Source organism: Halomicrobium mukohataei DSM 12286 (assembly GCF_000023965.1).
Lineage (GTDB): Archaea > Halobacteriota > Halobacteria > Halobacteriales > Haloarculaceae > Halomicrobium > Halomicrobium mukohataei.
This window is the reverse complement of record NC_013202.1, coordinates 764433-791171: the sequence shown is the minus strand read 5'-3', so window position 1 is coordinate 791171 and position 26739 is coordinate 764433. Positions and strand designations below refer to the sequence as shown.

The following is a 26739-nucleotide window of genomic DNA, read 5'->3' as shown; positions in this document are numbered from 1 at the left end:
GCGACCCCATCCACTGGTATGACGATTCTCTCGTCGGTCTCACCGGGAGTGGCGCTACTGATTACCTTCGGCATCGTCGCCGGGATGCTCGCGACCCGCGGGATGGACGTGGTGATGGCTCGCCTGCCAGAGGGTGAGACGCCGCCGTTCGTCGCGTCGGGCGTCCTGACCGAGCAGAACCCCGACAGCGCACCGAAGCGCCTCGCCGCCGTCGTCCACCACGCCGCGGGCTGGCTCACCGGGCCGCTGTACGTGACGCTACTGTTGCTCGTCGGGAACGTCCTCGGCGACGGCGTGGTGACGTACCTGCTGACCGCGGTCGTCCTGCTCGTCCTAATGGTCGGGTTCTTCGCCGTCGTCGTCCTCCCGCGCCCGGGCTTGGCCCGCCAGCGGGTGCGGACGATCACCCGTGACTGGGCCGTCTCGGCGGCGGCGTATCTGCTCGTGTTGGTGCCGCTGGTGGCCGGCGCGGCGGGCGTGCTGAGTGGCCTCTAGCTCGTCGCCCGCTCGATCGCCTGGTCGAGGTCTGCGATGATGTCGTCGGCCGACTCCAGACCCACGGAGAGCCGAACGAGGTCGTTCGTGACGCCGGCGGCCTGCTTCTCCTCGTCGGTGAGTTGCTGGTGAGTCGTCGATGCGGGGTGGATGATCAGCGTCTTCGCGTCGCCGACGTTTGCCAGCAGCGAGGCGATCTCTGTGGATTCGACGGTGCCCCGTGCGGCGTCGTAGCCGTCTTCCAGTCCGAACGTGATCATCCCGCCGTAGCCACCGTCTAAGTACTCGCTGGCGTTGTCGTGGGTCTCGTGGTCGTCGAGTCCGGGGTAGGTGACCCACGAGACCTCGGGGTGGTCGGCCAGGTGCTCGGCGACGGCCATCGCGTTCTCGCAGTGGCGTTCCATCCGAACCGGGAGGGTTTCGAGGCCCTGGATCGTGTTCCAGGCGTCGAAGGGGGACTGCTGGTTGCCCATGTCACGGAGGCCGCGCGCGATGGCGGCGTAAGTGAGCCCCGCAGGCCCGAACGTCTCGTCGAAGTTGATCCCGTGGTAGGCGGGGTTGTCCTGGGCGATCTCTGGGTACTTCTCGGCGTGCTCGTTCCACGGGAAGCTTCCGCCGTCGACGAGGACGCCGCCGACGGTCGTGCCGTGGCCGTGGATCCACTTGGTCGTGGAGTTCCAGACGATGTCGGCCCCGTGCTCGATCGGGTTCGAGAGGTACGGCGTCGCGAAGGTGTTGTCGACAAAGAGTGGGACGCCGTTGTCGTGGGCGATCTCGGCCAGTCGCTCGAAGTCCGGGGTCACCAGCGACGGATTGCCGATCGTCTCACAGTGGACGTAGGCCGTGTCCTCGTCGATGGCCTCCTCGTAGGCCTCGTAGTCCAGCGTATCGACGAAGCGGGCCTCGACGCCGTTGCGCGGCGCGGTGTGAGTGAAGTACGTGTACGTGCCGCCGTACAGCGAGGACGCCGTGACGATGTTGTCCCCGGCGTCGGCCAGCAGGAAGGTCGCGAGATTCAGCGCCGCCATCCCCGAAGAGGTCGCGACCGCACCGACCCCGCCTTCGAGTGCAGCGATACGTTCCTGTAACATGCCCGTGGTCGGGTTCATCAGCCGCGAGTAGATGTGGCCCGGCTTCTCCAGGGCGAACTGTGCCGCCGCGTCCTCGGCATCCTCGAAGACGTAGGAGGTCGTCTGGTAGATCGGTGGGGCGCGAGCGTTCGCGTGAGATTCTGGCGTCTCCTGTCCCACGTGCAGTGCGTCGGTCTCGAATCCGCGGTCGTCGCTCATACGTTCGAACGTCTGTCCGGTCCGTCTTAAGTCCCGCCGACACCGGTCGATACCGCTCGCTGTCCGGGATAGCGGCGGTATTTCGGGTGGAACACGAACGGGTTCGTCTCGGAAAAGGAGGCTACCTGCCTACCGAACCATTTCGAATCCCGGCTGTCGCACGAGTCCAGCGTAGACGACCGGAGACACTGCTAGCAGGACCGCACCACCAGCGGCGAGGGTGAAACCGACTCCCTTTCTCGCAGGTCCCCCCATTCGATACCACGAGATGCCGAGGTACAGTAACGCGACCCCGATCGCGGGCACCAGATACGGGAAGTACGCAGATACGAGGACGGCCATCACGAGTACGGCGATCAGCTTTACCGCTCTGTGTTCCCGAAGGGCCGTCAGTTCGAACATACACTCAGTTCGTGTGACAACAAAATAATTGGCACGGTCGAACAGTGTGATCGTCACACGAATTTCCGGACGGTCATGTCCAGCGTGTCGAGATCCAGAATCGGCGCGAACCCGGCGTCGGGATCGATGTTGACGCTCTTCTGGAAGTCGGTCTGGGCCTGCCAGCACCCGGAGTTGATCGCCAGCACGTTGTGGTACTTCCCCCACCCGAGCTTGTGGACGTGGCCGGTGTGGAACACGTCCGGCACTTCCTCCATGACGAGGTAGTCCCGGTCTTCCGGAGCCAGACGCGTGTGACCGCCGTACTGGGGCGCGACGTGGCGCTTTTTCAGGAGCTGGTACATCGCCTTGTGTGGCTCGTCGTAGCTGGCCTTCTCGTCGGGCAACTCGGCGATGACCTCGTCCAGCGAAACGCCGTGGTACATGAGGACCGTGACGCCCTCGATCGTCACGAGAGCGGGGTTCGAGTGGACCTGGGCGTCGTGGGCCGTCATGATGTCCCGAAGCTCCTCGTCGAAGGCCGGCTGGGGCTCGGCGAGGCGGACGGCGTCGTGGTTGCCGGGAATCATCCGGATCTCGATGTCGCCGGGGATCTCCTTGAGGTACTCGCTGAAGCGCTCGTACTGCTCGTAGATGTCGACCACGTCGAGTTCATCGTCCTGGTCGGGATAGACGCCGACCCCCTCGACCATGTCGCCGGCCAACAGCAGGTACTCGACGTTGGCGGCTTCTTCGGTGTGGAGCCAGTCTGCAAAGCGGTGCCAGGCGTCGGCCATGAACTCCTGGCTGCCGACGTGGACGTCTGAGATCAGCGCCGCCTGAACCGGCCGGTCGGCCGTCGAGGGGTCGTGAGTCCGAGGGATATCGGGGAAGTGCAGCGAGTCGACGAAGAGAATCCCGCCGTCGTCGGCCAGCGTCCCGTCGACGGCGATCACCTCGTCGTACAGCAGTTCCTGCACGAGGTCGGCGATGGCGCGGTCTTTCATCACCAGACACGGGAACGTGCCGTTGGTGTCTTCGAGTTCGATCAGCCAGTGACCGCTGGCCGTCGAGCGGATATCCGAGACCATCCCGACGATGGCTGCTTCCTCGCCGCCGCTCATCCGTTCGAGCGCGTTCGTGGGACGGTGGTTCACGCGCCCGCGTAGTTGCTTCGAGAGCTTCTCGTAGCGGTCCCGGAAGACGGAGACGAAATCCGAGTACTCGCCCGTTCCGGTCGACTGACCGGTCATGTCGTTGTGGACCTCGATCGATCGCTGGTCGGGATCGGACGAGCGGACCGAGCGAGCCGTCGAAGACCCCTCCGTTTCGACTGGAGTCGACCCGCCGGAATCGGTCGACGAGGTGGGGCCAGTTCCAGTCGAAACAGAGGGGTCCGTGTCTGCCGGGTTCGTCGTGTCGGCCGGACGCGTCTCGTTCCCGGATCGGCCACCGTCGGCGTCGTGCTCGCTCTCCAGGGCCGTTCGAACGTGATCGGCCGAGAGGACGAGCGTGTCCTCGGGAATCGTTTCCAGTGCACGGTCGAGGGCGACATTCGGATCGGAGGCGTCGGCGAGCAGCGTCACCGCCTCGCGTTCGGCGTTGTAGCCACGGCTGGCGAGTTCGCTCACGAGTCGGGCCGGCGTCTCCAGGGGCACACAGATAGCTAGACACCAGTCGAGAAAAGGCTAGCGAACTCCGAGACAGAAGGTTGATACGTCGTTTCCACGCACTCTACGACGATGAGCGAGCCACGCGGTCCGAACCCGCCCGACGACGACCAACCGGGCGGGCTCGTCTACCTGTTCGATCTCGTCAGCAGTGCCGGCGCAGTCGTCGCAGTCGGACTGTTGCTGTTCGCGATCAGCGGCGTGTGGCCGCCGCTGGTCGCGATCGAGTCCGGTAGCATGGAACCACACATCGACACCGGCGACCTCGTCTTCGTCATGGACGAAGACCGCTTCGCCGGTGAGGGAGCCTACGCCGACACCGGCGTCGTGCCCGCAAATCGCGGCGCTGACACCGGCTACAGGTCGTTCCAGAACGACGGCGACGTGATCGTCTTCCAGCCCGACGGCGACGGAGCGTCCACACCAGTGATCCACCGAGCGATGTTCTGGGTCAACGAGAGCGAAAACTGGTACGACAAGGCGGATCCCGCCTACATCAACGCCGACAGCTGCGAGGAACTGCGCAACTGCCCGGCCGACTCGGCCGGCTTCGTGACGAAAGGTGACAACAACGCCGGCTACGACCAGGTCAACGGGCTGCCGAGCTGTGGCCCCGGTGCCTGCGATCCGGTCCGAAAGTCCTGGGTCGTCGGGACCGCCGAGACGAGAGTGCCACTACTGGGCAACATCCGGCTCCAACTCCAGCGAGCGCTGGCCTGATCGTCGGGAGACGAGCGAGTCGGCGGTGTTCTCGCGCCTGTAGAGAGAGAGGGGCGAACGAGCGTGTCGAGCGGCACGATATCCCTTCGTTTCGAGTCGAGCGAGCCTGCCGATCGGTCAGTTGTCGAACCGGGCCTGAACGAACGGTTGCACGTCCTCGATGTCACCGAGCCGGGAGTCCGACAGCAGGACGGCCTCGGTCTCGTCGATGGGGACCGAGAGGCTGATCTCTTTGGTCCGGCCGTAGCGCCCTTTCGAGACGACGACGGCGTTGACGATCCCCAGCATGTCGAGTTCGCTGATGAGATCGGTGACGCGACGTTGAGTCAACACGTCGGCGTCGATCTCCTCGCAGAGCCGTTTGTAGATGTTGAACACTTCCCCGGTGTTGATGTTGTGGACGCCGTTTTTCTCCAGGAGGATGATCGCGAAGAGGACGATCTTGCTCTGGGTCGGCAGCGTCCGCACCACCTCGACGACCCGGTCGAGTTCGATCTTCTCCTGGGCCTGTCGGACGTGGTCTTCCTCGACGCAGTCGGTCTGGTCCCGTTCCGCGAGTTCGCCGGCCGTCCGGAGCAGGTCGAGCGCTCGCCGAGCGTCGCCGTGTTCCTGGGCCGCGAAGGCGGCACAGAGCGGAATCACGTCGTCAGTCAGTGCGTCGGACTTGAACGCCACGTCGGAGCGGTGATCGAGGATATCCCGGAGCTGCGTGGCGTCGTAGGGCGGGAAGACGATCTCTTCCTCGCCGAGGCTGGACTTGACGCGGGGATCGAGGAAGTCGGTGAACTTCAGGTCGTTCGAGATGCCCATGATCGACACCCGCGAGCGTTCGAGCTCGGAGTTCATCCGCGAGAGGTTGTACAGCGTGTCGTCGCCCGACTTCTCGACGAGCTTGTCGATTTCGTCGAGCATGATGACGACGACGCGTTCGTGGTAGTCGACGGCGTCGAAAAACGAGCTGTACACCCGATCGGTCGGCCACCCGGTCATCGGCACTTCCTCGAACTCCGCGCGATCGGCTTCGAGCCGTTCGATTTCGGCGTCGATCTCGTCGACGGTCGCGAAGTCGGTCTCGGCGAGTAGGTCCCCGTCCGGGTTCGAGGTCGCGCGTTCGCGAAGCGTATCGAGTTCCTCGATGCGATCGCCGATGTACGTCCGGTTCTGCTCGATGAACTTGTTGGCGAGCTGTGCGAGGACGCGATACTGCGTGTCGGTCACCTCGCAGTTGATGTACTCGACCATACAGGGGACTTCGTACTTCTGTGAGGTCGTCTCCAGTTCCTCGCTGACGAACTTGGCACTGGCAGTCTTTCCGGTCCCCGTCTTCCCGTAAATGAGGATGTTCGAGGGCGTGTCTCCACGGAGAGCGGAGACGAGGATCGTCGCGATGTTGTTGATCTGCTCTTCCCGGTGTGGGAGCTTGTGTGGTGTGTACGAGGGACGGAGAACTTCCTTGTTCTCGAAGATCGGCTCGCCGCTGAGAAGGTCGTCGAAGAGGCCACGGGACGCCTCGTCAGTGGCCCCGTCCTCACCCGTGTCGATGTCGTCCAGCACCACGTCGTCGAGATCCGTCCCGAAGTTGTCGCGGTCGGGCTGGTCGTCGTCGGTCTCCTCTGAGGACTCTCGATCCGGCGTGTTCGGGTCGGCGTCGTTTCCTGTCTCGTCCATAGTCGTGGTGACAACCCCCTCGTTTCAGGTGGAAAGACCGGTGCGCAGTGTGGAATCGCGACTGAGACCGCTCGGAAAGACGTTGTACGCGAATTTCACCGAACGGCGCGAGTCCAGTTGAACCACAAGAACCCGTGGGTGACTCGATATTAAACATTTCGGTCGGAACGGAGACTCCTGTCGATCCAGCCCTACGTCGGGTCCCCGATTCGTGTCTCTGTCGTTACTGACCGCAGCTTCACCGTACCTTCGAGATGTGGATAGCTGTCCGGTCCTGCAGGCATTCCCCCGAGACGGAGACGTTCGTGACGAATTCACACTCGACAGTGAGGAGAGTGTCGACAGTGAGAACGGTCGGCGGGCGGGAGCGGGCGGACCAGAAACGGACGGGGGTCTGTACTGTCGGGTGTATTCGAGAGTCGACGTGAGAGAGGTGCTAGCAGGAGACGAACAGCTTCGAGTGGGATTTCGGAAGGGAGTTCACGAACCCCCCCACCCCTTCGTTTCGGGTGGAACGCGTTGAAGAGGGTGGTGGGGGGTACGGCAGTCTGTCGAGGTCTCACTAGATGAGGGAAGACTTATGTATGATACGTGAAAACCAAAGCCGCACTAGAAGCAGAGACAAGTAATTAGTCGTATCTAGTATTCTAGACGCTGTTCTACACGTTCTCACGTCTCTCTAGTAGCGTTCCAGACGAAACCTCCCGCGCGAACCACCCGTAGGTTTCCCGCGCGAGTCCCGTCTCTCCCGCTGGTCCCCACGAGGGGTTATGGCGTTCCAGTCGAAACGAAGGGGTGGGGGTGTTGTGCTCCCCCTCGAAGTCCCTCCCAGATTGTTACCGTTCTCCACTCCTCCCTCGGGTTGGCTTACCGTCCCGCCAGGCTGACTTATCGTCCCGCAACTTTCCTATCTCGTCCCCGTCGCGTTTTCTCGACAGGTTTCCGCGCTGTATCTTTCGACGTACTATCAATTCGGGTATGGTTGTCTGACGTAGCCTTAAGTGAATTCGCCTTTCTACTACGCTCAAGCCCCCGAATACGGACGTTCGGGCGGGAGGAACGAGGATGGGACTGCTCACAGATCTCAAAGACAGTATTTCACGCGCGGCATCGACGCTGTTCTCGGAAGAGAACCCCAAGCGTATCGGTATCTACGGCCCACCGAACGCTGGGAAGACGACCCTGGCCAACCGAATCGCCCGTGACTGGACCGGTGACGCCGTCGGCCCCGAGAGTCACATTCCACACGAAACGAGGCGCGCGCGCCGGAAAGAGGACATCGAGATCGAGCGCAACGGCGCGACGGTCAACATCGACATCGTCGACACGCCGGGCGTGACGACGAAGGTCGACTACGAGGAGTTCCTCGATCACGACATGGAGAAAGACGACGCCGTGCGTCGCTCGCGGGAGGCCACCGAGGGGGTCGCGGAGGCGATGCACTGGCTCCGCGAGGACGTAGACGGCGTCATCTACGTGCTCGACTCCTCGACGGATCCGTTCACGCAGGTCAACACCATGCTGATCGGGATCATCGAGAGTCAGGACCTGCCGGTTCTGATTCTGGCGAACAAGACGGACCTCGAAGAGTCGTCGGTCCAGCGGATCCGCAACGCGTTCCCACAACACGAGACGATTCCGCTGTCGGCCCTGGAAGGAGACAACATGGACGAAGTGTACGACAAGATCGCGGAGTACTTCGGGTGATCGTGGATGGCTGAAGCAAAACCACAGGACGGCGTGCAGATCGACCTGATCAGCGGCGAACAGATGGACGGACTGACCTCCATGGAGAAGATCAGGAACATCCTCGACGGCGTCCGCGACGGCAAGATCGTCGTCCTCGAAGAGGGGCTGTCCCCGGACGAGGAATCGCGGTTGATCGAAGTGACGATGACCGAGATCAGTCCCGACGAGTTCAACGGCATCGAGATCGAGACCTATCCGCGCTCGGAGACGTCCGACACGAGCTTCCTCGACCGACTCATGGGCACCCAGTCGACGAAGAAACTCACCGTGATCGGGCCGGCCAACCAGATCGAGACGCTTCACAAGGACGAAAACGTCATCAGTGCCCTCGTCACCCGGAAATAATGCCACACCAGTGTACGAACTGCGACCGCACGTTCTCGGACGGCTCCAAGGAGATGCTGTCGGGCTGTCCGGACTGTGGCGGCAACAAGTTCCAGTTCAAACCCGCCGGTGCCGACTCTGTCGACACCGCGGCGGAACCGCCAGATCCACCGGAACCGTCCGGCGGATCGTCGGTCGCCCAGACCGTCGGCAAGACCGCTGCGACCGTCAAGGACCTGATGGGGAGTGCCACCGCCGGGGAGTCGCCGACCCGAAGCGACGGTCCCGACACGACGGGTCCCGACCGTGGGGACCCTCGCCCCAGTCCCGAAGACACCGCCCAGGCCAGCGCCCGCACGGACGTGGTCTCCGTCGACGAACTCCCTGCGGAACCGTCAGACGACGGTGAGCATCACTTTCAGCCGGTCCAGACCGACGATCCCGCGTCGGCTCGCCCCGCCCAGACGGAGCGCTCCGAGTCAGCCCCGGCCGATCGTGTCTCGGCCGACGCCGCCGAGGACGACGCCGAGCCAACTGCCGACCGGAAACCCCGCGCGGACCGACCGGGGCTGGAAGAACTCCGCGAGGAGCTCAACGACCAGTTCGAGAGCATCAAAGTGCTCGAACCCGGTCAGTACGAGCTGAACCTGATGGAGCTGTACGACCGCGAGGAGTACATCGTCGCACTCCAAGAGGACGGCCGCTACAGCATCCAGGTTCCCGAGAACTTTCGGGACTGACTCGGACGGCGTCTTTCGCTGGCCGGCGCTTCGGTTAACGATATCGTCAAAAACGGTTTCAGACACTTTCTGCCATTTCTGCCGACTCTCCCGGTCTCAATTCCAGATCTTCGTTATCTTTTATATCAACCTCTACATTGCCTACAAACCACTTCGTTGAAAATCAAATAGAGATAATAGGTTTTTTTTTGACTGTGCTCTAAACCAAAATCTGCTTGCAATGACGAAACGAAGAAAATTCCTCAAGGGCATCGCCTCCACATCGCTACTCGGTGCGGTACAGAGCGCAACCGCCGACCGTTCGTCGGACAGTACAGTGCAACCGCTCGGTACCGGGGGGCCAGGTAACGACGAACAGTTACCCGTGTACGCGGACGGGAGACTCGTCTCTCACTATCGTCCTGATCCGAGTCACGAAGACCGCTACATTCTGGAACGGAAGTTCGAGAGCGTGGATCTGGCCGAGCGGTACGGGGATCCGATCTTCAGATACATGGATCAGGTCCTCTCGAAGGAGCGTGTTCCCGAGGCGGTACGAGAGCGACGGAAGACGACCTACACCTTCCAGACCAAGAAAGTCATCGGAACAGAGGCAGAAAACCGGCACGCGGAGGAACGCATCAGAGAACAACAGAGCGAAGAGATCGAACTGCAGGACCAGGCAGAAATTGACGGAAACGTCCCGCTGTATCACTACGATCCCGACGCCGATAGCGACCAGCAGAGTCGCAGTTCACCGTTGAACCTTGCCTGGGAAGCGGAGGATTCTCAAAGTATTAAGCAAAATATGGAAAATGCAAGCGTTGGAAGAGCCTGGCTACCCGGGCCGGTCACGATGCTCCCGTGGATGCGTGTCCCGAAGACGGTCAACCTTCCCAACGGTGGGACTAAAGAAACTGACAAGCACATTATGAAGTGGATCTCCGATATTTTCTGTGATGCCGAAACGAAGCAGTGGCACATTAGACTGTATGACGTTCCTGCAGATGGTATCACTGCGGTTGGACAGTCGCATCAAGACCCCTGTACACATGGTCACCTGCGAGATAACGAGAACATCAACTGGAAAATAGACGCTGCGAGAGATAAGGTATCTGATTTCTGGTCTCAGGAATCGGGGATTAATTCGGAAACTATCTCGGTTGGTAATACCGCCACATCGGAACGATTCGGATCGCACAACGGAAATTGGAAATATTTTGACGATGATTGATTTACAGTGTGAGAGTATATTTCGAACGGGTGAATACGACCCGATTGTATCGCACTATTAATAATCAAATAAATATTAAAACTAATGTATGAGTGAGAAAATGGGTGGGGTTTTTGAAGAAACACTGCAGGTGAACAAGTACACAATTGTCGGTGGATTCCTCGGTGCGGTTAACGTCGCGTTCCTCCTCTACGCACACTGGAACATCGACCCGCAGATGTTCTCTGATGGAGGCGTCGTCCTCGTCCTCACGGCACCGATCGTGTTTCTCGGCCCGTTCCTCCTGGGCGCAGTGCCCGGGTACCTGCTGGTGCGCTATCGGATTGTGTCACCGTTACCGATCAGCGGGTTCCTGACGTGGTACGCGTTCGTCGACCGCGGAAGTATGGAACCGTTCATCGTACTGTACTCGAACCCGATCGTCCACGCGTACAGCCTCGGCGTGCTCGTCGTCGTCGGCTTCGCGGAATATCTCGTCCGCGATCAGGTCCCGTACGTCTCTCACGACCCGATACTGTAGGACAAACGATCAGAGTATGAGAGATACATTCCACATCGATTCGTACGTCATCTTGAGCGCGGTGTTCGGGATCGCAAACGTCGCCTTTCTCCTCTTCGCGAGATGGCAGATCGATCCACTCGAACTCGCCGATCTGGGGCTGTTCACGCCGATCGTGAGGCTGGGACACTTTGCATTGGGTGCCGTTCCAGCATATCTGTTGGTTCGCTATCGGATCGTGCTACCGGTGGTGATCAGTGGATTTCTGACCTGGGCCGCATACGTCGACAGGGGGGGTATGGAGTCATTTATTGCTCTGTACTCTCTTCCGATCCTCCACGGCCACGTTCTCGCTGTCCTCGCCGCCTTTGGTTTGGGTGAGTACTTCATCCGTGATAAGATCCCGTTCCTCTCACACGACCCGATACTGTAGGACGGACGACCAGATTATGAGAGATCCATTCCACATCGATTCGTACGTCATCTTGAGCATGGTATTCGGCATCGCCAACGTCGTTTTCCTTCTCTACGCACGATGGCAAATCGATCCGCTGGAGTTCTCAAATGGAGGATTATTACTCCATATCGAGACAGCGGTGGTGTTGTTCGGTCACTTTCTCTTGGGCGCAGTTCCCGGGTACCTGCTGCTTCGCTATCGAGTCGTGTCGCCGCTCGTAATCAGTGGCTACCTCTCTTGGTTCGCGTACGTCGACCAGCGGAGCATGGAACCGTTCATCGGACTGTACTCGAGTCCGTTCATTCACGCGTTCGCCATCTGCGTGCTCGGGGGCGTCGGCTTCTGGGAGTACTTCGCCCGCGAACGGATCCCGTTCGTCTCTCACGATCCGCTACTGTAGGGAGGACGATCTGATACGATGAATGGTGTATATCTCGACAAGTATACTCTCCCGGGCATTGTCTTCGGCTTCGCCAACGTCGCGTTCCTCCTTTACGCACACTGGAACATCGACCCGCAGATGTTCTCTGATGGAGGCGTCGTCCTCGTCCTCACGGCACCGATCGTGTTTCTCGGTCCGTTTCTCCTGGGCGCAGTGCCCGGGTACCTGCTGGTGCGCTATCGGATCGTGTCACCGTTACCGATCAGCGGGTTCCTGACGTGGTACGCGTTCGTCGACCGCGGGAGTATGGAACCGTTCATCGTCCTGTACTCGAACCCGATCGTCCACGCGTACGCCCTCGGCGTGCTCGTCGTCGTCGGCTTCGGGGAATATCTCGTCCGCGATCAGGTCCCGTACGTCTCTCACGATCCGCTTCTGTAGGTCGAACCGGCCGTACTACGGAGGTGTGTCGTCGCGCTCCGAGGGCCGCCGCCGACGCACGTTACCGGAGACCGTCGTGACACTGCCGGCTGTCCGTCTGTACAGAATACTGCGACCCCGTGGTCGCGAGTATCTTCAAACAGTGGCAGCCGGCAGTATGAGTCACCGCGCCGACGGCTTCCCAGTTCTCGGCGACCGGCACAATCATTATATATTCCGACAGAGTTGTACCCGCTGAGACCATGCTCCAACCTGATCGCTCACACCTCGAGGAGTGGGCGTCGCTCCTCGGCGAGGATGTTTCGGAAGAACTGCTCGATGACGAATCGGGTACGTGGCTCCCGTCGGAGTCGGAGTACCGCGGTGATCACGCGGAGTGATCCTCACTGGCGCTTCCCATGTGGCTCCTCTCCCTGCCGGTCGGTACCAACATTTGAACGGACAACAAATACTGTCTGGCTCGATTCTACATTCTCAGAGATATATTTTTGACTTACAAGGCGAAATACTTCCGTCGTGACCGTCTCTCTCTCCAGGCTGGATTCCAGTCATACGAGATCGGCACTCCGTTTCGGCCTCCCGTACGGGACTGTCGGGGGCATCGTGATGACGGCCCAGGCGACGCGAGACCCGGTTGCGACGTTCGTCGCCTCACCGCTCGGAATGAGTGTACTGTCGCTGCTACATATCCTCCTCCTCGTCGAAATTGCGGCTCTCGTCGGCTATCTGTGGACGAAGTATTCCCTCGTGGCACCTGTCGTCGTCATCGTGATTCTCTCGTTCAGCATCGTCCAACCTGACCGGCTGTCTCCCGGGGTCTCGTACGTGCGGAATCTGTTCAGTCTGTTGGCCGCACTCGGATTGATGACCGCTCTCGGTGTCGCCGAATACGTGCTCCGGTCTGTGACTGGGTCACCCATGGCCGGCCAGTGACGTATCACCATCGCGGTCGATCACCTGGTCGACGCCGACTACTCGGCAACTGTTCACAGAACGGGATACCGCCGAGACGACCGGACGACGCTGTTATCCGATCTTGTCGTACTGTTCGGCCAGTTTCTCGCTCGCCTCGGCCATCAGATCCTGCTCGTAGTCGTCCAGGTCCCACTCGACGACCTCCTCGACGCCGTCGGAGCCGAGTTTGACCGGGACGCCGAAAGCGGTGCCCTCGTGGCCGAACTCGCCGTCGAGGACGACCGAACCGGGGAGTACTTCACCCGTGTCGCGCAGGACGGCCTCGACCATGTGGGCCACGCCGGTCGCCGGCCCCCACTCGGTCGCGCCTTTGCGCTCGATGACGTCCATGGCGCTCTCCTGGAGTTCGCCGAGGATCGCCTCTTTCTCGTCGGCGGAAAAGTCGGGGTCCGCACCGTCGATGCGGACCTTCGAGAAGACCGGCACCTGTGCGTCCCCGTGCTCGCCGAGGATCGTCGCCTCGACGTTCTGAACCTCCGTGTCGAAGCGTTCGGCGAGCACGTAGCGAAAGCGCGCGGAGTCGAGGCGACCGCCGAAGCCGATCACCTTCTCGCGGGCGCGATCGCCCGTCTCGTAGAGGTGACGGTTGAGCAGGTCCACCGGATTCGAGGTGGTGATCGTCACGAAGTCGTCGTTGTGCTCGGCCAGCGACGAGCCGATGTCGTCCATGATCGGCGCGTTGTCCCCGGCGAGATCGATCCGGGTCTGACCGGGCTGGCGAGGGATCCCCGCCGTGATGACGACCACGTCGGAGCCGGCGGTGTCCTCGTAGGTGCCCTGTCGAATCGTCGTGTTCGAGTCGTAGGCGACCCCGTGGTTGGTGTCGGCGGCCTGCCCGATCGTCACGTCTTCTTGATCCGGAATGTCGACGTAGACGAGTTCGTCCGCGATGTCGCGCAACGCGATGTTGTACCCTGCTGCGGCACCGACTGTTCCGGCTGCGCCGACCACGCTTACCTTTGTCATGACACCTAGTACCACCGGATGGCTGGACGAAAAGCGTGTCGGACACGCGTCGACCATTTATCGCCGTGGTCGACCGGTCGCGCCGAGTGGCTCCCACAAGCCCTTTTCTCCTCGGTGGCCTCCCTACGGGTATGAGCGACTTCGACAAAGAGACCGAACGCGAGAAGCTCCGCGAGAAGTACGGCGACGCAGAGTCCGATCGCGAGGCCACCGAGCAGATGAGCGACCTCCTGTTGAAGGGCGCGACGATGACCAACGCCCACTGCAACAACTGCGGCGACCCCATCTTCCGGTACGACGGACAGGAGTTCTGTCCCACCTGCCAGCAGCCGGTCGACCGCGGCGACGACGCGGGCGACGACACCGGCGACAACATCGAGGTGACGACGCCGAGCGACGACGCGACAGTCCAGTTCGGCGACGCCGACGACCAGCAGCCAGCGTCGGAGGCGGGCAGCCAGCAGCCACCACGTGCCTCCGAAGCGGACAGTCGACAACCGACTGGCGGTAGACCGTCGAGTGCCGGAGCTGGCCAGAACCAGCGCGACACAGCCACCGTCGACGGTCGACACGATGCCACCGGGCCGGCACCCGAAGAGTCCGCCGACCCGCGGAGCGCACCGTCGGTCGATCCGGCCGCGACGAGCACGCAGCCGGCTGGCCGCTCCGGCGGAGCCGCCGACGACCCTCGTTCGGGGGCTCCCGACTCGGTCGACGAACAACTGCAGAACGCACGCGGGCTCCTCGTCCAGACCGTCGAACAGTACGCTCGGCGCGCTCGCGACGCCGACAGCCCGCGACAGGCCCGCGAGTACCTCGAAGCCGCTCGCGAGGCGGCCGAGACGCTCGACGCGACTCGGTACTGAGTACCGGACTCACACGTCGACGACGCCGTCGGCGTGTCAGTGACGACCGCAGGTGCGTCAGTGACGGCCGTAGGTGTCCGCTCGCGGCCCGGCCCGCTGCCTAGTCTCGCCCCGGTCGTGTGACTCGATCTCGCTCAGTAGCTCCTCGATCGACGGGAACGACTGTCGACCGTCGTTGCCGACGGTCTCGATCAGCCTGAGTTCGTCGCCGTCGGTCCGGAACAGCGCACCGCCGGGGAGCGACTGGAGATAGCGGGCGTAGGGCTCGAACGTTCCGAACGACGGCGAACTCGAAGCCGTTTCGTCGTCTCCCGACTCCGACTCGCCGGGATCGGCCAGGACGGAAAACGGCAACTCGTAGCGTCGCTGCCACACCGCTCCCCGCTCGACGCTGTCGGGCAACACCGCCACGACGGCCGTCGACCGAGACGCGAACGACCCGTACTCGTCCCGGAGTGACTGGACGATCTCGCGACTCAGTGGACAGTAGTGACTTCGCAACAGGACGACGAGGACCCGCTCGTGTTCGCGTGCCAACGTCTCGGAACGGCGCTTCTCTCCGCCGACGCTCGCATCGGGTAGTGTAAACGCGATCGATTCGTCTCGTCCGACACGACGCTTGTTCACGCTCTCGTGACCCCCGCGTCCAACTCCAGACCAAACGACAATAAGCCTAACTTACGTATAGCTCAGCCGAAATGTCACGGTGCTCCGAGCCCTCTGTTCGTCGTGTTGCGCGTACACGAACGCGGTCGCTGGGCGAATCAGTCCTCTCTCGCAGTGATCCGCTGCTCGCGCACGAACGCGCTCGCTGGGCGAATCACTGCTCGAACTCGCTGCCGACCACGTCCCGAAACCGCTCGGCCGTCACCTCGCCGACGCCGTCGACGTCCATCAGCTCGTCTTCGTCGGCGGTCATAACGGCCTCGACGCTCCCGAAGTGTTCGAGTAGCGCCCGCGCCGTGACGGGGCCGACCTCCGCCACCGACGCGACGACGTACTCCTGCTGTTCCCCGAGTGTCTTGGCCTGCTTCTCGCCGTGGACGCTGACTTCGCGGTCGGACTCCTCCTGTTCGCGCCGGGCGATCGTCTCCAGCAGGTCCGCGGTCTCCTCTTCGTCGGCCGTCTGGAGGACGCTCGCGCCGAAGTCGACCGAGAGTGAGGCCAGTGCGCCCTGAATCGCCTTGTGGTGGACGTTGCGTTCGCCGTAGAGGTCGCCGCCTTCGATCACGACGACGGGGCGGGCGTAGTGACGGGTGGCGTCGCCGACCTGCTCGAACATCGAGCGGTCGCCGCCGGTCAGCGTATCGAGGAAGTCGCTGACGGTCTTGCGCTCGACCACGACCCGATCCGAGAGCACGTAGTCCCCGACCGCCAGCGTCTCCAGTTCCGTCTGGACGCCCTCGCGGGTCGAGAGATCGCGTGCGATCGTCGAGTCGAGTTCTCGCTGATCGGCGACGATCGCGACGGTTTCGTCGCCGTCGGCGTGTGGCTCCGGCGTCGACCCCTTCGTTTCGTCTGGAACGCCGGCTGTCTCATCTTCGTCCGCTCCCGTCGCGCCGTCGTCGGCGAAGGCGTCGAGACCGGCCTGTCCGTCACCGTCGGCCGTCTGGCCGTCGGCTTCGGATCGTTCGCCCGTGTTCGACGCTTCCGAGGGCTGGCGCTCGGCGTCGGACGGACCGCCGCCGTTTCCACTCGAAGTGGTACCTTCGTCCCCGTCGAGACCGTCTCCTCCGGGTTCTTCGCCGCGCTCTCGGTCGGTCTGGCCGTCGTCGTACTCGTCGACGCCAGTCTGCTCACCCCCCAGTTTCGACTCTAGCTGGCCGGCGACGCCCTTCAGCGTGCGGAGTTCGTCCTCCATGCGCTGCTCGTCCTGTCGGGACTTCCAGAAGTACGCCTCGTCGCGGGTGTCCTCGGCCAGCAGGACGACGACGCGACCCTCGGTCTGGCGGCCGGTCCGTCCTTTGCGCTGGATCGAGCGGATCGCCGTCGGGACGGGCTCGTAGAACAACACGAGGTCCACTTCGGGCACGTCCAGTCCCTCCTCGGCGACGCTGGTCGAGACCAGCACCTCGAACTCTCCGGCTCGGAACCGGTCGAGTGTCTCCTGTTGCTGGGTCTGTGTCATCCCCTCGCTGCCCTCTGTGTCGCTCTGGCCGACGAACTTCTCGGTCTCGAAGTGATCGGAGAGGAAGTCGGTCAGCGTCTCGGCGGTGTCTCTGGACTCGGTGAAGACGATGACGCGCTCGCCGTTCTCGATGCCCAGCGTCTCGGCCAGCAACATCCGGGTCCGGCGGAACTTCGGGTGGAGGTCGGTGAAGTTCTCGGCTTTCCGCATGGCCTCCATCACCGTCGGGTCCGAGACGAGTCGCTGGTCGGCCTTGGAGGCTCCCGACGAGCGGGCGGCCTCCTTCTGGCGCTCGAAGTACCGACGCAGCGCCTCGACGCTCTGGGTCTCGGCGTAGGTGACGGCCGTGCGGAGCTTTCGGACCTCGGCGAGCAGGCTCATCCCGCTGTACCCCTCGCTCTGGTCGTTGTCCATCAGCTCGGACAGCTTCCCCTGGATCTTCTGGATCTCGCGCTCGGACACGTCGGGCTGGGTGGTCGAGGTGACGCCCAGCTCTTTGAGCTGTGCGAGCCGGTCGCTGACGACCTCGTTGATCGCGTCCCGTATCTCGATGACGGTCTCGGGCAACTCGATGCGCTTCCACTCGAGTTCGGTGTCGTGGGTGTGTTCGGCCACGTCGGCGTCGTCCTCGGTCATCACCGCCACCTCACGCAGGCCGAGGTTCTCACACACCGTCAGGATCTCCTCCTCGTCGCCGCCCGGCGAGGCCGACATCGCCGTCACGAGCGGATCCGATGCGTCCTCGTGGTAGCGCTCGGCGATGTAGTTGTAGGCGTAGTCGCCGGTCGCGCGGTGACACTCGTCGAAGGTACAGTGGGTCACGTTCGCCAGGGAGATCCGGTTGCCCACGAGGTCGTTCTCGACGACCTGCGGCGTCGCGATGACGACGCGGGCGTCTTCCCAGAGGTCCGACCGCTTGGCTGGCCGGACCTCGCCGGTGAACACGACGATCTCGTCGTCGGGCACCTGCAGGGCCTCCCGGTAGAACTCGGCGTGTTGCTGGACGAGCGGCTTCGTCGGCGCGAGCAGGAGGGACTTCCACTGCGCGTCCTGTATCCGTTCGGCGGTCACGAGCAAGGAGACCGTCGTCTTGCCCAGGCCGGTCGGGAGACAGACCAGCGTGTGGTCGGCCAGCGCCGTATCGGCCAGCTCGCGCTGGTAGCGCCGCTGTTCGAGTAGTCCCGGCGTCACCAGCGGGTGATCGACGTGGCCGTCGGTGCTCCCCGGATCGGCGTCGGACTGGGCCATCTGTCCGGGTTTTGGCCGGGAATCTGTTTAAGCGTTCGCGTACCGCGGTGAAAGTGGAGCGTCCTGCAGCATTAAGCACCCCACGACCCAACCACCGCTATGACGATCTACGAGACCGAGGTGCCCGGTGTCGGACACAAGTTCGAGCTCGAAATCGACGGCGAGGAGCGCCTCGTCGTCATCATCCACCACGACGGTAAGCGGGACGTGTACCGTCGGCCCGATCCGGACGCCGACAGCGAGCGGCTGTTCTCGCTGTCGGACAAGCAGGCCCGGCAGTTCGGCTCGATCCTCGAAGGGGCACACTTCCAGCCGGTCGATCTCGACGAGGTCCAGGTCCCGCTGGGTGATTCGCTGATCGAGTGGTACGATATCGCCGATCTCGACGAGGGGCCTCCGATCGTGGGCGAGACGCTCGCTGAGTCGAACCTCCGAGAGGCGATCGGTGTCTCGGTCGTGGCGATCCAGCGCGGGGAGGAGACGATCGCGAACCCCGAAGCGACCGAGACGGTGCGTGCGGGCGACACGCTCGTCGTGCTCGGCACCCGCGAGCAACAGCACGAGTTCGAGGAACTGCTGGACGCATAGATGGCGGCACTGCTCGTCGAACTCGGCGTCGCACTCGTCGCACTCGCGCTTGCCGGTATCGCTGCCAACCGACTTTCGCTGTCGGTGATCCCCGCGTACATCCTCGTCGGCATTCTCGTCGGTCCGAACCCGCCGACAGAGGTGGCTGGGCTCTCGCTCCAGATCGTCGGCTACGGAGAGTTCGTCGAACTGGCCGCCGAGCTTGGGATCGTCGTGCTGCTCTTTTTCCTCGGGCTGGAGTTCAGCGTCGGTCAGTTGCTGGACGACCGCCGCCGGATCGCCAGTGCCGGAGCCGTCGATTTCCTGCTGAACTTCGGGATCGGTGTCGCCATCGGGCTGGCGTTCGGTCGGACGCTACTGGAGACGGTCCTGCTCGCTGGAATCGTCTACATCTCTTCGAGTGCGATCGTCACCAAGACCCTGATCGAGCAGGGGTGGATCGCGAACCCCGAAGCCGATCCGGTGCTGGGGACGCTCGTCTTCGAAGACATCCTGATCGCGGTGTATCTGGCGGTCGTCGCTGCGCTCGTCACCGGGACCGGCGGGCTCTCCGGGGCCGTCGTCGACGTGGGCGTCGCCTTCGCCTTCCTGGGGGGGCTCGCTCTCGTGGCGTGGTACGCGACCCGATTCGTCGAGGCGACGTTCGATCTCCCCTCCGACGAGCTGTTCCTCCTGTCGGTGGTGGGGACCGCGACGCTGATCGCCGGTGTAGCGCTCTCGATCGGCGTGAGCGAGGCCGTCGCCGCCTTCTTCGTCGGGACAGCGTTCAGTCAGACGAGCCATACCGAGCGCATCGAACACGTGATCGCACCCACTCGGGACCTCTTTGCGGCGTTTTTCTTCTTCTCGATCGGGTTACAGACGGACGTGACGCTGCTTGCTGGCGTCGCGGGACTGCTGGCCGTCGCCGTGGTCGCGACGACGGTGACGAAACTCACAAGCGGCGCGATCTCGGGTCGGATCTACGGGCTCTCGCCGACCCGGTCGCTGCGGACCGGGCTGGCGCTGATCTCTCGCGGCGAGTTCTCGCTGATCATCGCCGCGCTGGTGGTCAGCGCGGCCGGTTCGGGGAACGACTCCCTCGCCGATTTCGCACCGGTCGTCACGGCCTTCGCCGTGGGCTACGTGCTCGTCATGAGCGTCCTCGGGACGGTCTTGGTCCAGTACGCCGACGCCATCACCGGCCGGCTCGTTCCGTTGCTGGATCGGTAGGCCGACTACAGCGAGAGGGTCGCCATCAGCTCCATCCCGGCGACCATCGCGACGGCCGCCGCCGGTGGAATCGTCAGATTGTCGTCCAGTACGTACCCCCAAATCACGGGCTTGAGGCCGTCGGCCGCGGTCGCGGCCAGGCCGCCGAGCACCGCGGGCACCCAGTGGACGAAAAACGAGGCGATCCCGGTACAGACGCCGAACATCGCCAGCAGGACGTAGGTCTCTTTGGTCAGGCTCCCCGAGCTCAGCAGTCCGCTGATCGGATCGCCGATCGTCAGCATCAGGATCGCCGGGATCGCGACGTGTTCTGGTGCGAGCAGACCGACGGCGGCGGCGCTGACGAGATAGAGCGCGTAGCCGGCGAGGTTGTCCTGCTCGTACTCGCGGGTGAGCCGGTCGTAGATGGCCCAGTCGAGGCCGACCACCAGGCGGATCACCTCCAGTGCGAGCCCGACCGCCGCGCCCACCACCAGCAGGTACTGGACGGTCCGCCAGTCCGTCAGTTCCAGCAGGTGCAGTGCCGGCAGCCCGGTCCCGCTCGCGTGGACGAGTCGCCTGGCGATCTCGTCGGCCATCTACAGGTCGTCGAAGGTGCGCTCGCCGTCCCGGAGCGCCGTCAGCGTCTCGGGGAGATCGGCGACCGGAACGCGTTTCTGTGCCGTCGTATCTCGCTCGCGGACCGTGACGGTGTCTGGCGCTGCCGGTTCGCCCTCGTCGTCGCGGGCCTCCCCGAGCGTCGCGTAGTCGACGGTGACACAGAACGGCGTGCCGACCTCGTCCTGGCGGCGGTAGCGTCGGCCGATCGCGCCCGAATCGTCGTAGGTCACGGCCAGGCCGGCCGCGCGCAGCTTCTCGACGAGGTCGCGAGCGTACTCGCCCATGCCGTCTCGGTCCATCAGCGGGAAGACGCCGACGGTCGTCGGCGCGACTTCCTGTGGCAGTGCCAGATAGGTGCGTTCCTCGCCGTCGACCTCGTCCTCGCGATAGGAGTGATCCAGCGCCGTGTACAGCGCCCGGTCGATACCCAGCGAGGGCTCGACGACGTGGGGCGTGATGTGTTCGCCCGACTCGATGACTTCCTCGACGCCGAAGTTGGTCTTCTCGACGGGGACCGCGTGTGACTCGCCGTCGACCTCGACGACGACCTCCGATTCGTCGAAGGCGTCGGGATCGCGCTCGGCGAGTGCTTCGAGGGCGTCGGCGACCGCGCCGGCCGAGCCGCCAAACTCCGGTCCGAGGTAGCTCATGTCCGGGTCGACCGTCGCTCGCTCGACGGTGACCGGCTCGTCGTACTGCTTGAAGACCGTGAACTCCTCGTCGGAGTAGCTGTCGTGTTTCGAGAGGTCGTAGTCGGATCGGTAGGCGAAGCCGCCCAGTTCGATCCAGTCGCCGTCGACCTCCGCTTCGGCGTCCCAGCAGTCCGCGGCGTAGTGGGCTCGCTCGCCCGAGAGGTGCTGGCGGAAGCGAAAGCGGTCCATGTCGACGCCGATCGACTCGTACCACTGCTTGGCGACGCCGAGGTAGTAGGCGATCCATGGCTTGCCGACGACGCCGTCGTCGACGACCTCGCGGATCGTGGCCTCGTAGGGCTGGCCGTCCGCGGCCTCCTGATCGGCGGCGGGGTAGAACGGAGCGGTCACGTCCGCGACCGCTTCGAGTGCCGGCTCGTCTTCCTCGGGATCGACGAACAGCTCGAGCTCGGCCTGGGTGAACTCCCGGACTCGCAGCAGGGACTTGCGCGGGCTGATCTCGTTGCGGTAGGCCCGGCCGATCTGTGTGACGCCGAAGGGAAGCTGGTTGCGGGCGTACTCCGCGAGCTGTGGGAATTCGATGAAGATGCCCTGGGCGGTCTCGGGGCGCAGATAGCCCGGATCGGCGGAGCCGGGGCCGATGTTCGTCTCGAACATGAGGTTGAAGTCCTCGATGGCCTGGCCGGCCAGCCCGGTGCCACAGGTCGGACAGACGAGTTCGTACTCGGCGATCAGCTCCTCGACCTCGGCGACCGGGATCGACTCGGCCTCCTCGATGTCGGTGTTGTCCTCGACGATGTGGTCGGCCCGGTGGCTCTCGCCACACTCCGGGCACTCCACGAGCATGTCGTCGAAGCCATCGAGGTGGCCCGAGGCCTCGAAGACGGGCTCTGGCATCACGGTCGGGGCGTCGACCTCCATGTTGCCCTCCTGGATCGCAAAGCGGTTGCGCCAGGTATCCTCGATGTTCTGTTTGAGCGCGGCCCCGGAGGGACCGAAGGTGTAGAACCCCGAGACGCCGCCGTACGCCCCGGCCGACTGCAGGAAAAAGCCCCTGCGCTTGGCCAACTCGACGAGGTCGCCGCCGTCGCTCATAGGCCCTCCAGCAGATCCATGTCCCGGACGATGCCCACGAGGTCGTCGCCCGAGACCAGCGGGATCTGCTCGATCTCGGCGTCGATCATCAGCTGTGCGGCGTCTCTGGCCGTCTCGCGCTTGCTGACCGTCAGCACGTCTTCGGTCATGAACGCTCGGACGGGCTCGTGTGGGATCTCGACGTTGCGGGTGGGCATGTAGCGGCTCCCGACGGCCTTGACGCTCTCCCACTTCCAGTCGTCGTCGTCACTGGCCATGTTCTCGCCCGTCTCGGCCTCGCCTTCGACCACGCGGGCCACGTCGATGATGTCGACCTCGGTGAGCATGCCACACATCTCTCCCTCGTCGCCCAGCACGACGCCGTAGGGGACCTCCGCGTAGTCGAGTTCGCGTTCGGCGACCGTCAGCGGCGTCCCGGCGTAGACGCAGTTCACGTCTCGGCGGGCCAGCTCGTCGACGCTGGTCGCACCGTCGACGTCGCCGGTGGCGATGGCCCGGATCACGTCCGTGACGGTGATGATCCCTTCGAGGCGACCGTCGACGACGGGGATCCGGCGGGCTCGCTCCTCGACCATCAGGGCCGCGACCGCCTGGATACTGGTGTCGGCGGTGACGGTGGGAACCTCCTCGGTCAGGAGCGCGAGCTGGTCCTCGTCGGGGTGGTTGATCAGGGCGTCACGCGAGACGATGCCACGGAACTCCTCGCCGTCGTCGGTCTGCTTGATGACCGGTACGGAGGAGAAAGAGCGTTCCTGGAGGTACTCGAGTACGTCGTCACGAGTGCCCGGAATCTCGACGGTGACGACGTCCGAGCGCGGCGTCATGGCGTCTGCGACGTTCATACTATCCCTTGTCCCGTCCCACGTACTAAGTCCTGCCCTTCGGCTTCTCCGGGACGGCGACTCCCACCGACCCCCGGCACGCACACGCGGAGAACAAAATATGACCACTCACTACGGCCTTCGACGCCTCCCAGGTCTAGAAGAGGACACTATCGCCGCTTTTGTTGTTCGCTTACTAACCATATTCCCGGCTTCGTCCGTCGGTTTCGGCACGTTTATATGTGGTTGTTACATATTGTCATGCATGGAGCCGGACACGGTCGCCAAAGCGGAGGTGGCAGCGGACGCAGAAGTCATGGGTTCCGTCGAACACGGCCAGACGGATACGTACATCATCGCGGACGTAACGACCGACGACGCCTACCTCACGCTCGATCTCGAAGACGCCGCCTCGCTGCCTGCCTGGCGGTAGACGACGCAGTTCGCGGTACCGACGGCTTTTCGATCACTTCGCTCACTAGTACCTCTTTCCGTGTGAGTAGTCCGCGAGCGCAGCGAGCGAATTCGAGGGGGAGACGGTGGTGTGTCTATTGTGTCATCTGCGTCGCGGTGAGAAAACAAACGTTATCCCCGACGGCGCGAATCGAGAGGGTATGAAGGTACTCGTGACAGACCCCATCGCAGACGCGGGTCTCGAACGGCTCCGCGAAGCGGGCCACGAAGTCGAGACGGCGTACGACATCGAGGGTGACGCGCTGTTAGAGGCCGTCGCCGACGCCAACGCACTGATCGTCCGCTCCGGCACCGAGGTGACCGACGAGGTGCTGTCGGCGGCACCGGACCTGGTCATCGTCGGCCGGGCCGGTATCGGCGTCGACAACATCGATATCGACGCCGCGACCGAACACGGCGTCATCGTCGCCAACGCCCCGGAAGGCAACGTCCGGGCCGCGGCCGAACACTCCGTGGCGATGGCCTTCGCGACGGCGCGTTCGATTCCGCAGGCCCACGAACGGCTCACCGGCGGGGAGTGGGCGAAAGGCGACTACCTCGGCACCGAGGTCAACCACAAGACGCTGGGCGTCGTCGGCTTCGGCCGCGTCGGCCAGGAGGTCGCCAAGCGACTGGGCAGTCTCGGGATGGACATCGTCACCTTCGATCCCTACATCAGCCAGGAGCGAGCGGACCAGTTCGGCGCGGAACTCGTCGACGAGCTGGACGAGTGTCTCGCCGCCGCCGACTTCCTCACGATCCACACGCCGCTGACCCCCGAGACCGAGAACATGATCGGCGAGGAGGAGCTCGCACAGCTCGAAGACGGCTACGTCGTCAACTGCGCCCGCGGTGGGATTATCGACGAGCTAGCGCTCGCCGAGGCCGTCGAGGACGGCATCCTCAAAGGCGCTGCCGTCGACGTGTTCGCGGAGGAGCCGCTACCAGACGACAGCCCGCTGCTGGATGTCGAAGACATCATCGTCACGCCCCACCTCGGGGCCTCCACCGAGGCCGCACAGGAGAACGTCGCCACCTCGACGGCCGACCAGATCGTCGCCGCGTTCAACGACGAGCCGGTGATCAATGCGCTGAACGCGCCGTCGATCGACGAGAGCATCTTCCCGCAGATCCGCCCCTACATCGAACTGGCCGACACGGCCGGCAAGATCGCCGTCCAGCTGTTCGACGGACAGATGGGCAGCGTCGAAGTCACCTACGCGGGCGACATCGCGGACCAGGACGTGGAACTGGTCACCGCCAGCGCGCTGAAAGGCGTGTTCGCACCGTCGGAGCTGCAGGTCAACGCGGTCAACGCCCCCCAGATCGCGGAGAACCGCGGTATCGACGTGACCGAGTCCAAGACTCGCCAGTCCGAGGACTTCCAGAGCCTCGTGACGGTGACCGTCGGCGACGGCGAAGACAGCGTCAGCGTCTGTGGGACCCAGTTTGCCGGCGAAGACCCGCGGATCGTCCGGATCGACGACCACCGCGTCGACGCCGTCCCCCACGGTCACATGCTCGTCGCTCGCAACCGCGACGAACCGGGGACGATCGGCTTCATCGGGACCGTGCTGGGCGAGTCCGACATCAACATCGCCGGGATGTTCAACGGCCGCGAGGTCATCGGCGGCGAAGCCCTGTCGGTGTACAACCTCGACGAGCCCCCGACGAGCGACGTGCTCGACCGACTCAACGGCGACGACCGGATCATCGAGACGAAGTACATCTCGCTGGACAACGGCGAATAGCGCCCCTCACAACAGCTTCTCGAACAGCCCCTCGCCGCTCTCGCCTTCCGCTCTCGTCCGTTCCTCGTCCAGTAGCCGCTCGTACTGCTCGACGATCTGCTGGCGCTGTCGCCGTTCACGCGACAGCTTCGCCTCCAGGTGTTCGATCCGCTCACGGAGCAGCCGCCGTTCGAGCTGGTGGACCGTTCCGACGGCGTCCGACCGTTCGAGTCCGACTGCCGGGGTGTCGCTCCCGGTTGGGGGACCGTTCGATGACATGTGTGTGTGTGTGTGTATGTGGGTAGTTCCCACGGCAAAAAGCCCCGTCGGACGGGCGTCAGTCACGCTGCAGTCCGGTGATGGGGTGTTTCGCGAATCTCTGTCGCGATCTCACTGTCTGGCATCGGCGTGGTTCCGTGAGGGTGGGGTGGCCGTTCAGGCAGGCGTCGAGGCTTGCGAACCGGAGACTGGTCGCGGTACGGTGCCGAGCAATGTCGGGGCTTCGCACTCGCTATCGGCTCTGGCCAGCCCTCAATCTGGTGATGACACTCCTCAACAGCGTCCACGTCCAGACGACGTTGATTTCACCGATCAGGGCGACCTCAACGGTCCTCACGCTGATCTGGGTCCGATTGGTGCCGACCGACGGTATCTCCAGGAACACTGATCTGCGCAGGCTATGGGTTCCGCGAACAATCCTCGCGTGACGTACTCATCCGGCGTCGATACCGGTTTGCCGCCTCAGTTCGGTCTCCAGACTGTCGTTCGGCCGTATACAGTTCGATCCTGTCCGAGAAGCCGACAGCACCAGAATTCACGGACTACCGTCCGGAACCCTCCGATCGGAAATCAAATATTTCGGATGAAAGCGGCCGTTGGGCCGCGACTCGCGCTACCAGTTTAGAAGCAGGCGATCGAACAGGTGCAGGATTCCGTGAAGCACTTCTTGTCGTGTGCTTTGATCGTCGGGCTATCGATATCAAAGAGCTGATCCAGCTCAGTCTTCAGGTCGTTGCTCGCACTGTACGCCATCTTGGATGATGTCTGATAACCTGACATCACTTGACATCATGGAAGTAAGTTACTTAAATTTATGGATTAAGGTATATTTATCTTAGTTTATAACTATCATTTTACTAATTAAAAATAATGGTCTGTCGTCAGATCTGGGTGAAATCACAGGATATGATGTCTTTAATCGGCTTTTTGCACTCATTCATAGTGTATTACATCTGTCAATAGCGCCCGATACAGTGGGTCTTGCTACTCACTGTTCGGAGGGGGACTCCACTCTCAATGTTGCTCAACGACCCGACACCACCGACGATGAGAGGACCACCTCGACTGAAACCATCGTCAACTGTGTCGTTATTCTT

28 protein-coding genes are annotated in these 26739 nt (G+C 63.1%); 17 read left to right on the top strand and 11 right to left on the bottom strand.

What is annotated here, in order from left to right; genetic code table 11:
* Positions 1-18 precede the first annotated feature (18 nt).
* Positions 19-495, top strand: a complete 477-nt coding sequence (locus tag HMUK_RS03905; RefSeq protein ID WP_015761799.1) for a hypothetical protein — start codon at positions 19-21, stop codon at positions 493-495.
* Here the strand turns inward: HMUK_RS03905 and HMUK_RS03900 are convergent.
* The 3 genes from HMUK_RS03900 to HMUK_RS03890 form a co-directional block, all read right to left on the bottom strand.
* Positions 492-1784 (bottom strand): O-acetylhomoserine aminocarboxypropyltransferase/cysteine synthase family protein, encoded by a 1293-nt coding sequence (locus HMUK_RS03900; RefSeq protein ID WP_015761798.1) that lies wholly within the window; start codon positions 1782-1784, stop codon positions 492-494. The two genes, HMUK_RS03905 and HMUK_RS03900, sit on opposite strands and share 4 nt — an antisense overlap.
* Positions 1785-1913: 129 nt before the next feature.
* Positions 1914-2186 carry a hypothetical protein gene (locus HMUK_RS03895; protein ID WP_015761797.1) on the bottom strand — a complete coding sequence of 91 codons (273 nt, stop codon included), beginning with the start codon at positions 2184-2186 and terminating at the stop codon, positions 1914-1916.
* 53 nt (positions 2187-2239) lie between these two features.
* Positions 2240-3823, bottom strand: coding sequence for a DNA-directed DNA polymerase II small subunit (locus tag HMUK_RS03890; protein WP_015761796.1), 1584 nt, complete (start codon positions 3821-3823; stop codon positions 2240-2242).
* An 84-nt stretch (positions 3824-3907) separates the two neighbouring features.
* On the opposite strand from HMUK_RS03890, the gene HMUK_RS03885 reads away from it, so the two are divergent.
* On the top strand, positions 3908-4555 hold the full coding sequence (locus HMUK_RS03885; RefSeq protein WP_015761795.1) for a S24/S26 family peptidase: 648 nt from the start codon (positions 3908-3910) through the stop codon (positions 4553-4555).
* A gap of 117 nt (positions 4556-4672) precedes the next feature.
* Here the strand turns inward: HMUK_RS03885 and HMUK_RS03880 are convergent, their stop codons facing one another.
* On the bottom strand, positions 4673-6223 hold the full coding sequence (locus HMUK_RS03880; RefSeq protein ID WP_015761794.1) for a Cdc6/Cdc18 family protein: 1551 nt from the start codon (positions 6221-6223) through the stop codon (positions 4673-4675).
* 1065 nt (positions 6224-7288) lie between these two features.
* Here HMUK_RS03880 and HMUK_RS03875 point away from each other — a divergent pair.
* The 10 genes from HMUK_RS03875 to HMUK_RS03835 all read left to right on the top strand — a co-directional run bounded on the left by HMUK_RS03875 (position 7289) and on the right by HMUK_RS03835 (position 12961).
* A complete protein-coding gene (locus tag HMUK_RS03875) occupies positions 7289-7930 on the top strand; it encodes an Era-like GTP-binding protein (RefSeq protein ID WP_015761793.1) in 642 nt (213 codons plus the stop codon).
* 6 nt (positions 7931-7936) lie between these two features.
* Positions 7937-8317, top strand: a complete 381-nt coding sequence (locus HMUK_RS03870) for a DUF2073 domain-containing protein (protein ID WP_015761792.1) — start codon at positions 7937-7939, stop codon at positions 8315-8317.
* Positions 8317-9036, top strand: coding sequence for an OapC/ArvC family zinc-ribbon domain-containing protein (locus HMUK_RS03865; protein WP_015761791.1), 720 nt, complete (start codon positions 8317-8319; stop codon positions 9034-9036). Before HMUK_RS03870 ends, HMUK_RS03865 begins: the two co-directional genes overlap by 1 nt.
* 220 nt (positions 9037-9256) lie before the next feature.
* Complete coding sequence (locus HMUK_RS03860) at positions 9257-10249, top strand: hypothetical protein (protein WP_015761790.1); 993 nt, start codon at positions 9257-9259, stop codon at positions 10247-10249.
* 100 nt (positions 10250-10349) lie between these two features.
* Positions 10350-10769, top strand: a complete 420-nt coding sequence (locus HMUK_RS03855) for a hypothetical protein (RefSeq protein ID WP_015761789.1) — start codon at positions 10350-10352, stop codon at positions 10767-10769.
* Between the two features lie 16 nt (positions 10770-10785).
* On the top strand, positions 10786-11181 hold the full coding sequence (locus tag HMUK_RS03850) for a hypothetical protein (RefSeq protein ID WP_015761788.1): 396 nt from the start codon (positions 10786-10788) through the stop codon (positions 11179-11181).
* Between the two features lie 16 nt (positions 11182-11197).
* The gene (locus tag HMUK_RS03845; RefSeq protein ID WP_015761787.1) at positions 11198-11605 is read left to right on the top strand and encodes a hypothetical protein; all 408 of its coding nucleotides are present in this window, start codon (positions 11198-11200) and stop codon (positions 11603-11605) included.
* 120 nt (positions 11606-11725) lie between these two features.
* Positions 11726-12028: a hypothetical protein gene (locus HMUK_RS03840; RefSeq protein ID WP_223270972.1), complete on the top strand. Its 303-nt coding sequence runs from the start codon at positions 11726-11728 to the stop codon at positions 12026-12028.
* Positions 12029-12270: 242 nt separating this feature from the next.
* On the top strand, positions 12271-12408 hold the full coding sequence (locus HMUK_RS17480) for a hypothetical protein (protein WP_015761784.1): 138 nt from the start codon (positions 12271-12273) through the stop codon (positions 12406-12408).
* A gap of 136 nt (positions 12409-12544) precedes the next feature.
* A complete protein-coding gene (locus tag HMUK_RS03835) occupies positions 12545-12961 on the top strand; it encodes a hypothetical protein (protein WP_049940733.1) in 417 nt (138 codons plus the stop codon).
* A 93-nt stretch (positions 12962-13054) separates the two neighbouring features.
* On the opposite strand, the gene mdh is transcribed toward HMUK_RS03835, so the two are convergent.
* Complete coding sequence (mdh, locus tag HMUK_RS03830) at positions 13055-13969, bottom strand: malate dehydrogenase (protein ID WP_015761782.1); 915 nt, start codon at positions 13967-13969, stop codon at positions 13055-13057.
* Between the two features lie 131 nt (positions 13970-14100).
* Here mdh and HMUK_RS03825 point away from each other — a divergent pair, with 131 nt between their 5' ends.
* On the top strand, positions 14101-14835 hold the full coding sequence (locus tag HMUK_RS03825) for an Sjogren's syndrome/scleroderma autoantigen 1 family protein (RefSeq protein WP_015761781.1): 735 nt from the start codon (positions 14101-14103) through the stop codon (positions 14833-14835).
* Between the two features lie 57 nt (positions 14836-14892).
* Here HMUK_RS03825 and HMUK_RS03820 read toward each other — a convergent pair whose 3' ends face one another.
* Both HMUK_RS03820 and HMUK_RS03815 read right to left on the bottom strand, forming a co-directional pair.
* Complete coding sequence (locus tag HMUK_RS03820; protein WP_015761780.1) at positions 14893-15462, bottom strand: redoxin domain-containing protein; 570 nt, start codon at positions 15460-15462, stop codon at positions 14893-14895.
* Between the two features lie 193 nt (positions 15463-15655).
* The gene (locus tag HMUK_RS03815; RefSeq protein ID WP_015761779.1) at positions 15656-18211 is read right to left on the bottom strand and encodes a DEAD/DEAH box helicase; all 2556 of its coding nucleotides are present in this window, start codon (positions 18209-18211) and stop codon (positions 15656-15658) included.
* Positions 18212-18310: 99 nt separating this feature from the next.
* Here HMUK_RS03815 and HMUK_RS03810 point away from each other — a divergent pair, with 99 nt between their 5' ends.
* Both HMUK_RS03810 and HMUK_RS03805 read left to right on the top strand, forming a co-directional pair.
* Positions 18311-18799 carry a cation:proton antiporter regulatory subunit gene (locus HMUK_RS03810; RefSeq protein WP_015761778.1) on the top strand — a complete coding sequence of 163 codons (489 nt, stop codon included), beginning with the start codon at positions 18311-18313 and terminating at the stop codon, positions 18797-18799.
* Positions 18800-20011: a cation:proton antiporter gene (locus HMUK_RS03805; RefSeq protein WP_015761777.1), complete on the top strand. Its 1212-nt coding sequence runs from the start codon at positions 18800-18802 to the stop codon at positions 20009-20011.
* A gap of 5 nt (positions 20012-20016) precedes the next feature.
* Here the strand turns inward: HMUK_RS03805 and HMUK_RS03800 are convergent, their stop codons facing one another.
* From HMUK_RS03800 to HMUK_RS03790, 3 genes are read right to left on the bottom strand one after another with little or no spacing between them, the layout of a single operon-like run.
* Positions 20017-20589, bottom strand: coding sequence for a hypothetical protein (locus HMUK_RS03800; RefSeq protein ID WP_015761776.1), 573 nt, complete (start codon positions 20587-20589; stop codon positions 20017-20019).
* Positions 20590-22359, bottom strand: coding sequence for a glycine--tRNA ligase (glyS, locus tag HMUK_RS03795; protein WP_015761775.1), 1770 nt, complete (start codon positions 22357-22359; stop codon positions 20590-20592).
* Positions 22356-23201 (bottom strand): CBS domain-containing protein, encoded by an 846-nt coding sequence (locus HMUK_RS03790; protein ID WP_015761774.1) that lies wholly within the window; start codon positions 23199-23201, stop codon positions 22356-22358. The genes glyS and HMUK_RS03790 overlap by 4 nt, the downstream gene beginning before the upstream one ends.
* 244 nt (positions 23202-23445) lie before the next feature.
* On the opposite strand from HMUK_RS03790, the gene HMUK_RS17475 reads away from it, so the two are divergent.
* The gene (locus HMUK_RS17475) at positions 23446-23613 is read left to right on the top strand and encodes a DUF7556 family protein (RefSeq protein WP_015761773.1); all 168 of its coding nucleotides are present in this window, start codon (positions 23446-23448) and stop codon (positions 23611-23613) included.
* Between the two features lie 181 nt (positions 23614-23794).
* Positions 23795-25384: a phosphoglycerate dehydrogenase gene (gene serA, locus HMUK_RS03785; protein ID WP_015761772.1), complete on the top strand. Its 1590-nt coding sequence runs from the start codon at positions 23795-23797 to the stop codon at positions 25382-25384.
* Positions 25385-25390: 6 nt separating this feature from the next.
* On the opposite strand, the gene HMUK_RS03780 is transcribed toward serA, so the two are convergent.
* On the bottom strand, positions 25391-25642 hold the full coding sequence (locus tag HMUK_RS03780; protein ID WP_015761771.1) for a hypothetical protein: 252 nt from the start codon (positions 25640-25642) through the stop codon (positions 25391-25393).
* Positions 25643-26739 lie beyond the last annotated feature (1097 nt).

Coding starts and splice junctions, on each gene's coding strand:
- HMUK_RS03800 (WP_015761776.1), bottom strand. CDS start 20,589: ATGGCCGACGAGATCGCCAGGCGACTCGTCCACGCGAGCGGGACCGGG.
- HMUK_RS03855 (WP_015761789.1), top strand. CDS start 10,350: ATGGGTGGGGTTTTTGAAGAAACACTGCAGGTGAACAAGTACACAATT.
- HMUK_RS03815 (WP_015761779.1), bottom strand. CDS start 18,211: ATGGCCCAGTCCGACGCCGATCCGGGGAGCACCGACGGCCACGTCGAT.
- HMUK_RS03845 (WP_015761787.1), top strand. CDS start 11,198: ATGAGAGATCCATTCCACATCGATTCGTACGTCATCTTGAGCATGGTA.
- HMUK_RS03850 (WP_015761788.1), top strand. CDS start 10,786: ATGAGAGATACATTCCACATCGATTCGTACGTCATCTTGAGCGCGGTG.
- HMUK_RS03790 (WP_015761774.1), bottom strand. CDS start 23,201: ATGAACGTCGCAGACGCCATGACGCCGCGCTCGGACGTCGTCACCGTC.
- HMUK_RS03860 (WP_015761790.1), top strand. CDS start 9,257: ATGACGAAACGAAGAAAATTCCTCAAGGGCATCGCCTCCACATCGCTA.
- HMUK_RS03840 (WP_223270972.1), top strand. CDS start 11,726: ATGTTCTCTGATGGAGGCGTCGTCCTCGTCCTCACGGCACCGATCGTG.
- HMUK_RS03825 (WP_015761781.1), top strand. CDS start 14,101: ATGAGCGACTTCGACAAAGAGACCGAACGCGAGAAGCTCCGCGAGAAG.
- HMUK_RS03905 (WP_015761799.1), top strand. CDS start 19: ATGACGATTCTCTCGTCGGTCTCACCGGGAGTGGCGCTACTGATTACC.
- HMUK_RS03810 (WP_015761778.1), top strand. CDS start 18,311: ATGACGATCTACGAGACCGAGGTGCCCGGTGTCGGACACAAGTTCGAG.
- glyS (WP_015761775.1), bottom strand. CDS start 22,359: ATGAGCGACGGCGGCGACCTCGTCGAGTTGGCCAAGCGCAGGGGCTTT.
- HMUK_RS03780 (WP_015761771.1), bottom strand. CDS start 25,642: ATGTCATCGAACGGTCCCCCAACCGGGAGCGACACCCCGGCAGTCGGA.
- mdh (WP_015761782.1), bottom strand. CDS start 13,969: ATGACAAAGGTAAGCGTGGTCGGCGCAGCCGGAACAGTCGGTGCCGCA.
- HMUK_RS03875 (WP_015761793.1), top strand. CDS start 7,289: ATGGGACTGCTCACAGATCTCAAAGACAGTATTTCACGCGCGGCATCG.
- HMUK_RS03895 (WP_015761797.1), bottom strand. CDS start 2,186: ATGTTCGAACTGACGGCCCTTCGGGAACACAGAGCGGTAAAGCTGATC.
- HMUK_RS03900 (WP_015761798.1), bottom strand. CDS start 1,784: ATGAGCGACGACCGCGGATTCGAGACCGACGCACTGCACGTGGGACAG.
- serA (WP_015761772.1), top strand. CDS start 23,795: ATGAAGGTACTCGTGACAGACCCCATCGCAGACGCGGGTCTCGAACGG.
- HMUK_RS03870 (WP_015761792.1), top strand. CDS start 7,937: ATGGCTGAAGCAAAACCACAGGACGGCGTGCAGATCGACCTGATCAGC.
- HMUK_RS03885 (WP_015761795.1), top strand. CDS start 3,908: ATGAGCGAGCCACGCGGTCCGAACCCGCCCGACGACGACCAACCGGGC.
- HMUK_RS17480 (WP_015761784.1), top strand. CDS start 12,271: ATGCTCCAACCTGATCGCTCACACCTCGAGGAGTGGGCGTCGCTCCTC.
- HMUK_RS03805 (WP_015761777.1), top strand. CDS start 18,800: ATGGCGGCACTGCTCGTCGAACTCGGCGTCGCACTCGTCGCACTCGCG.
- HMUK_RS03880 (WP_015761794.1), bottom strand. CDS start 6,223: ATGGACGAGACAGGAAACGACGCCGACCCGAACACGCCGGATCGAGAG.
- HMUK_RS17475 (WP_015761773.1), top strand. CDS start 23,446: ATGGAGCCGGACACGGTCGCCAAAGCGGAGGTGGCAGCGGACGCAGAA.
- HMUK_RS03865 (WP_015761791.1), top strand. CDS start 8,317: ATGCCACACCAGTGTACGAACTGCGACCGCACGTTCTCGGACGGCTCC.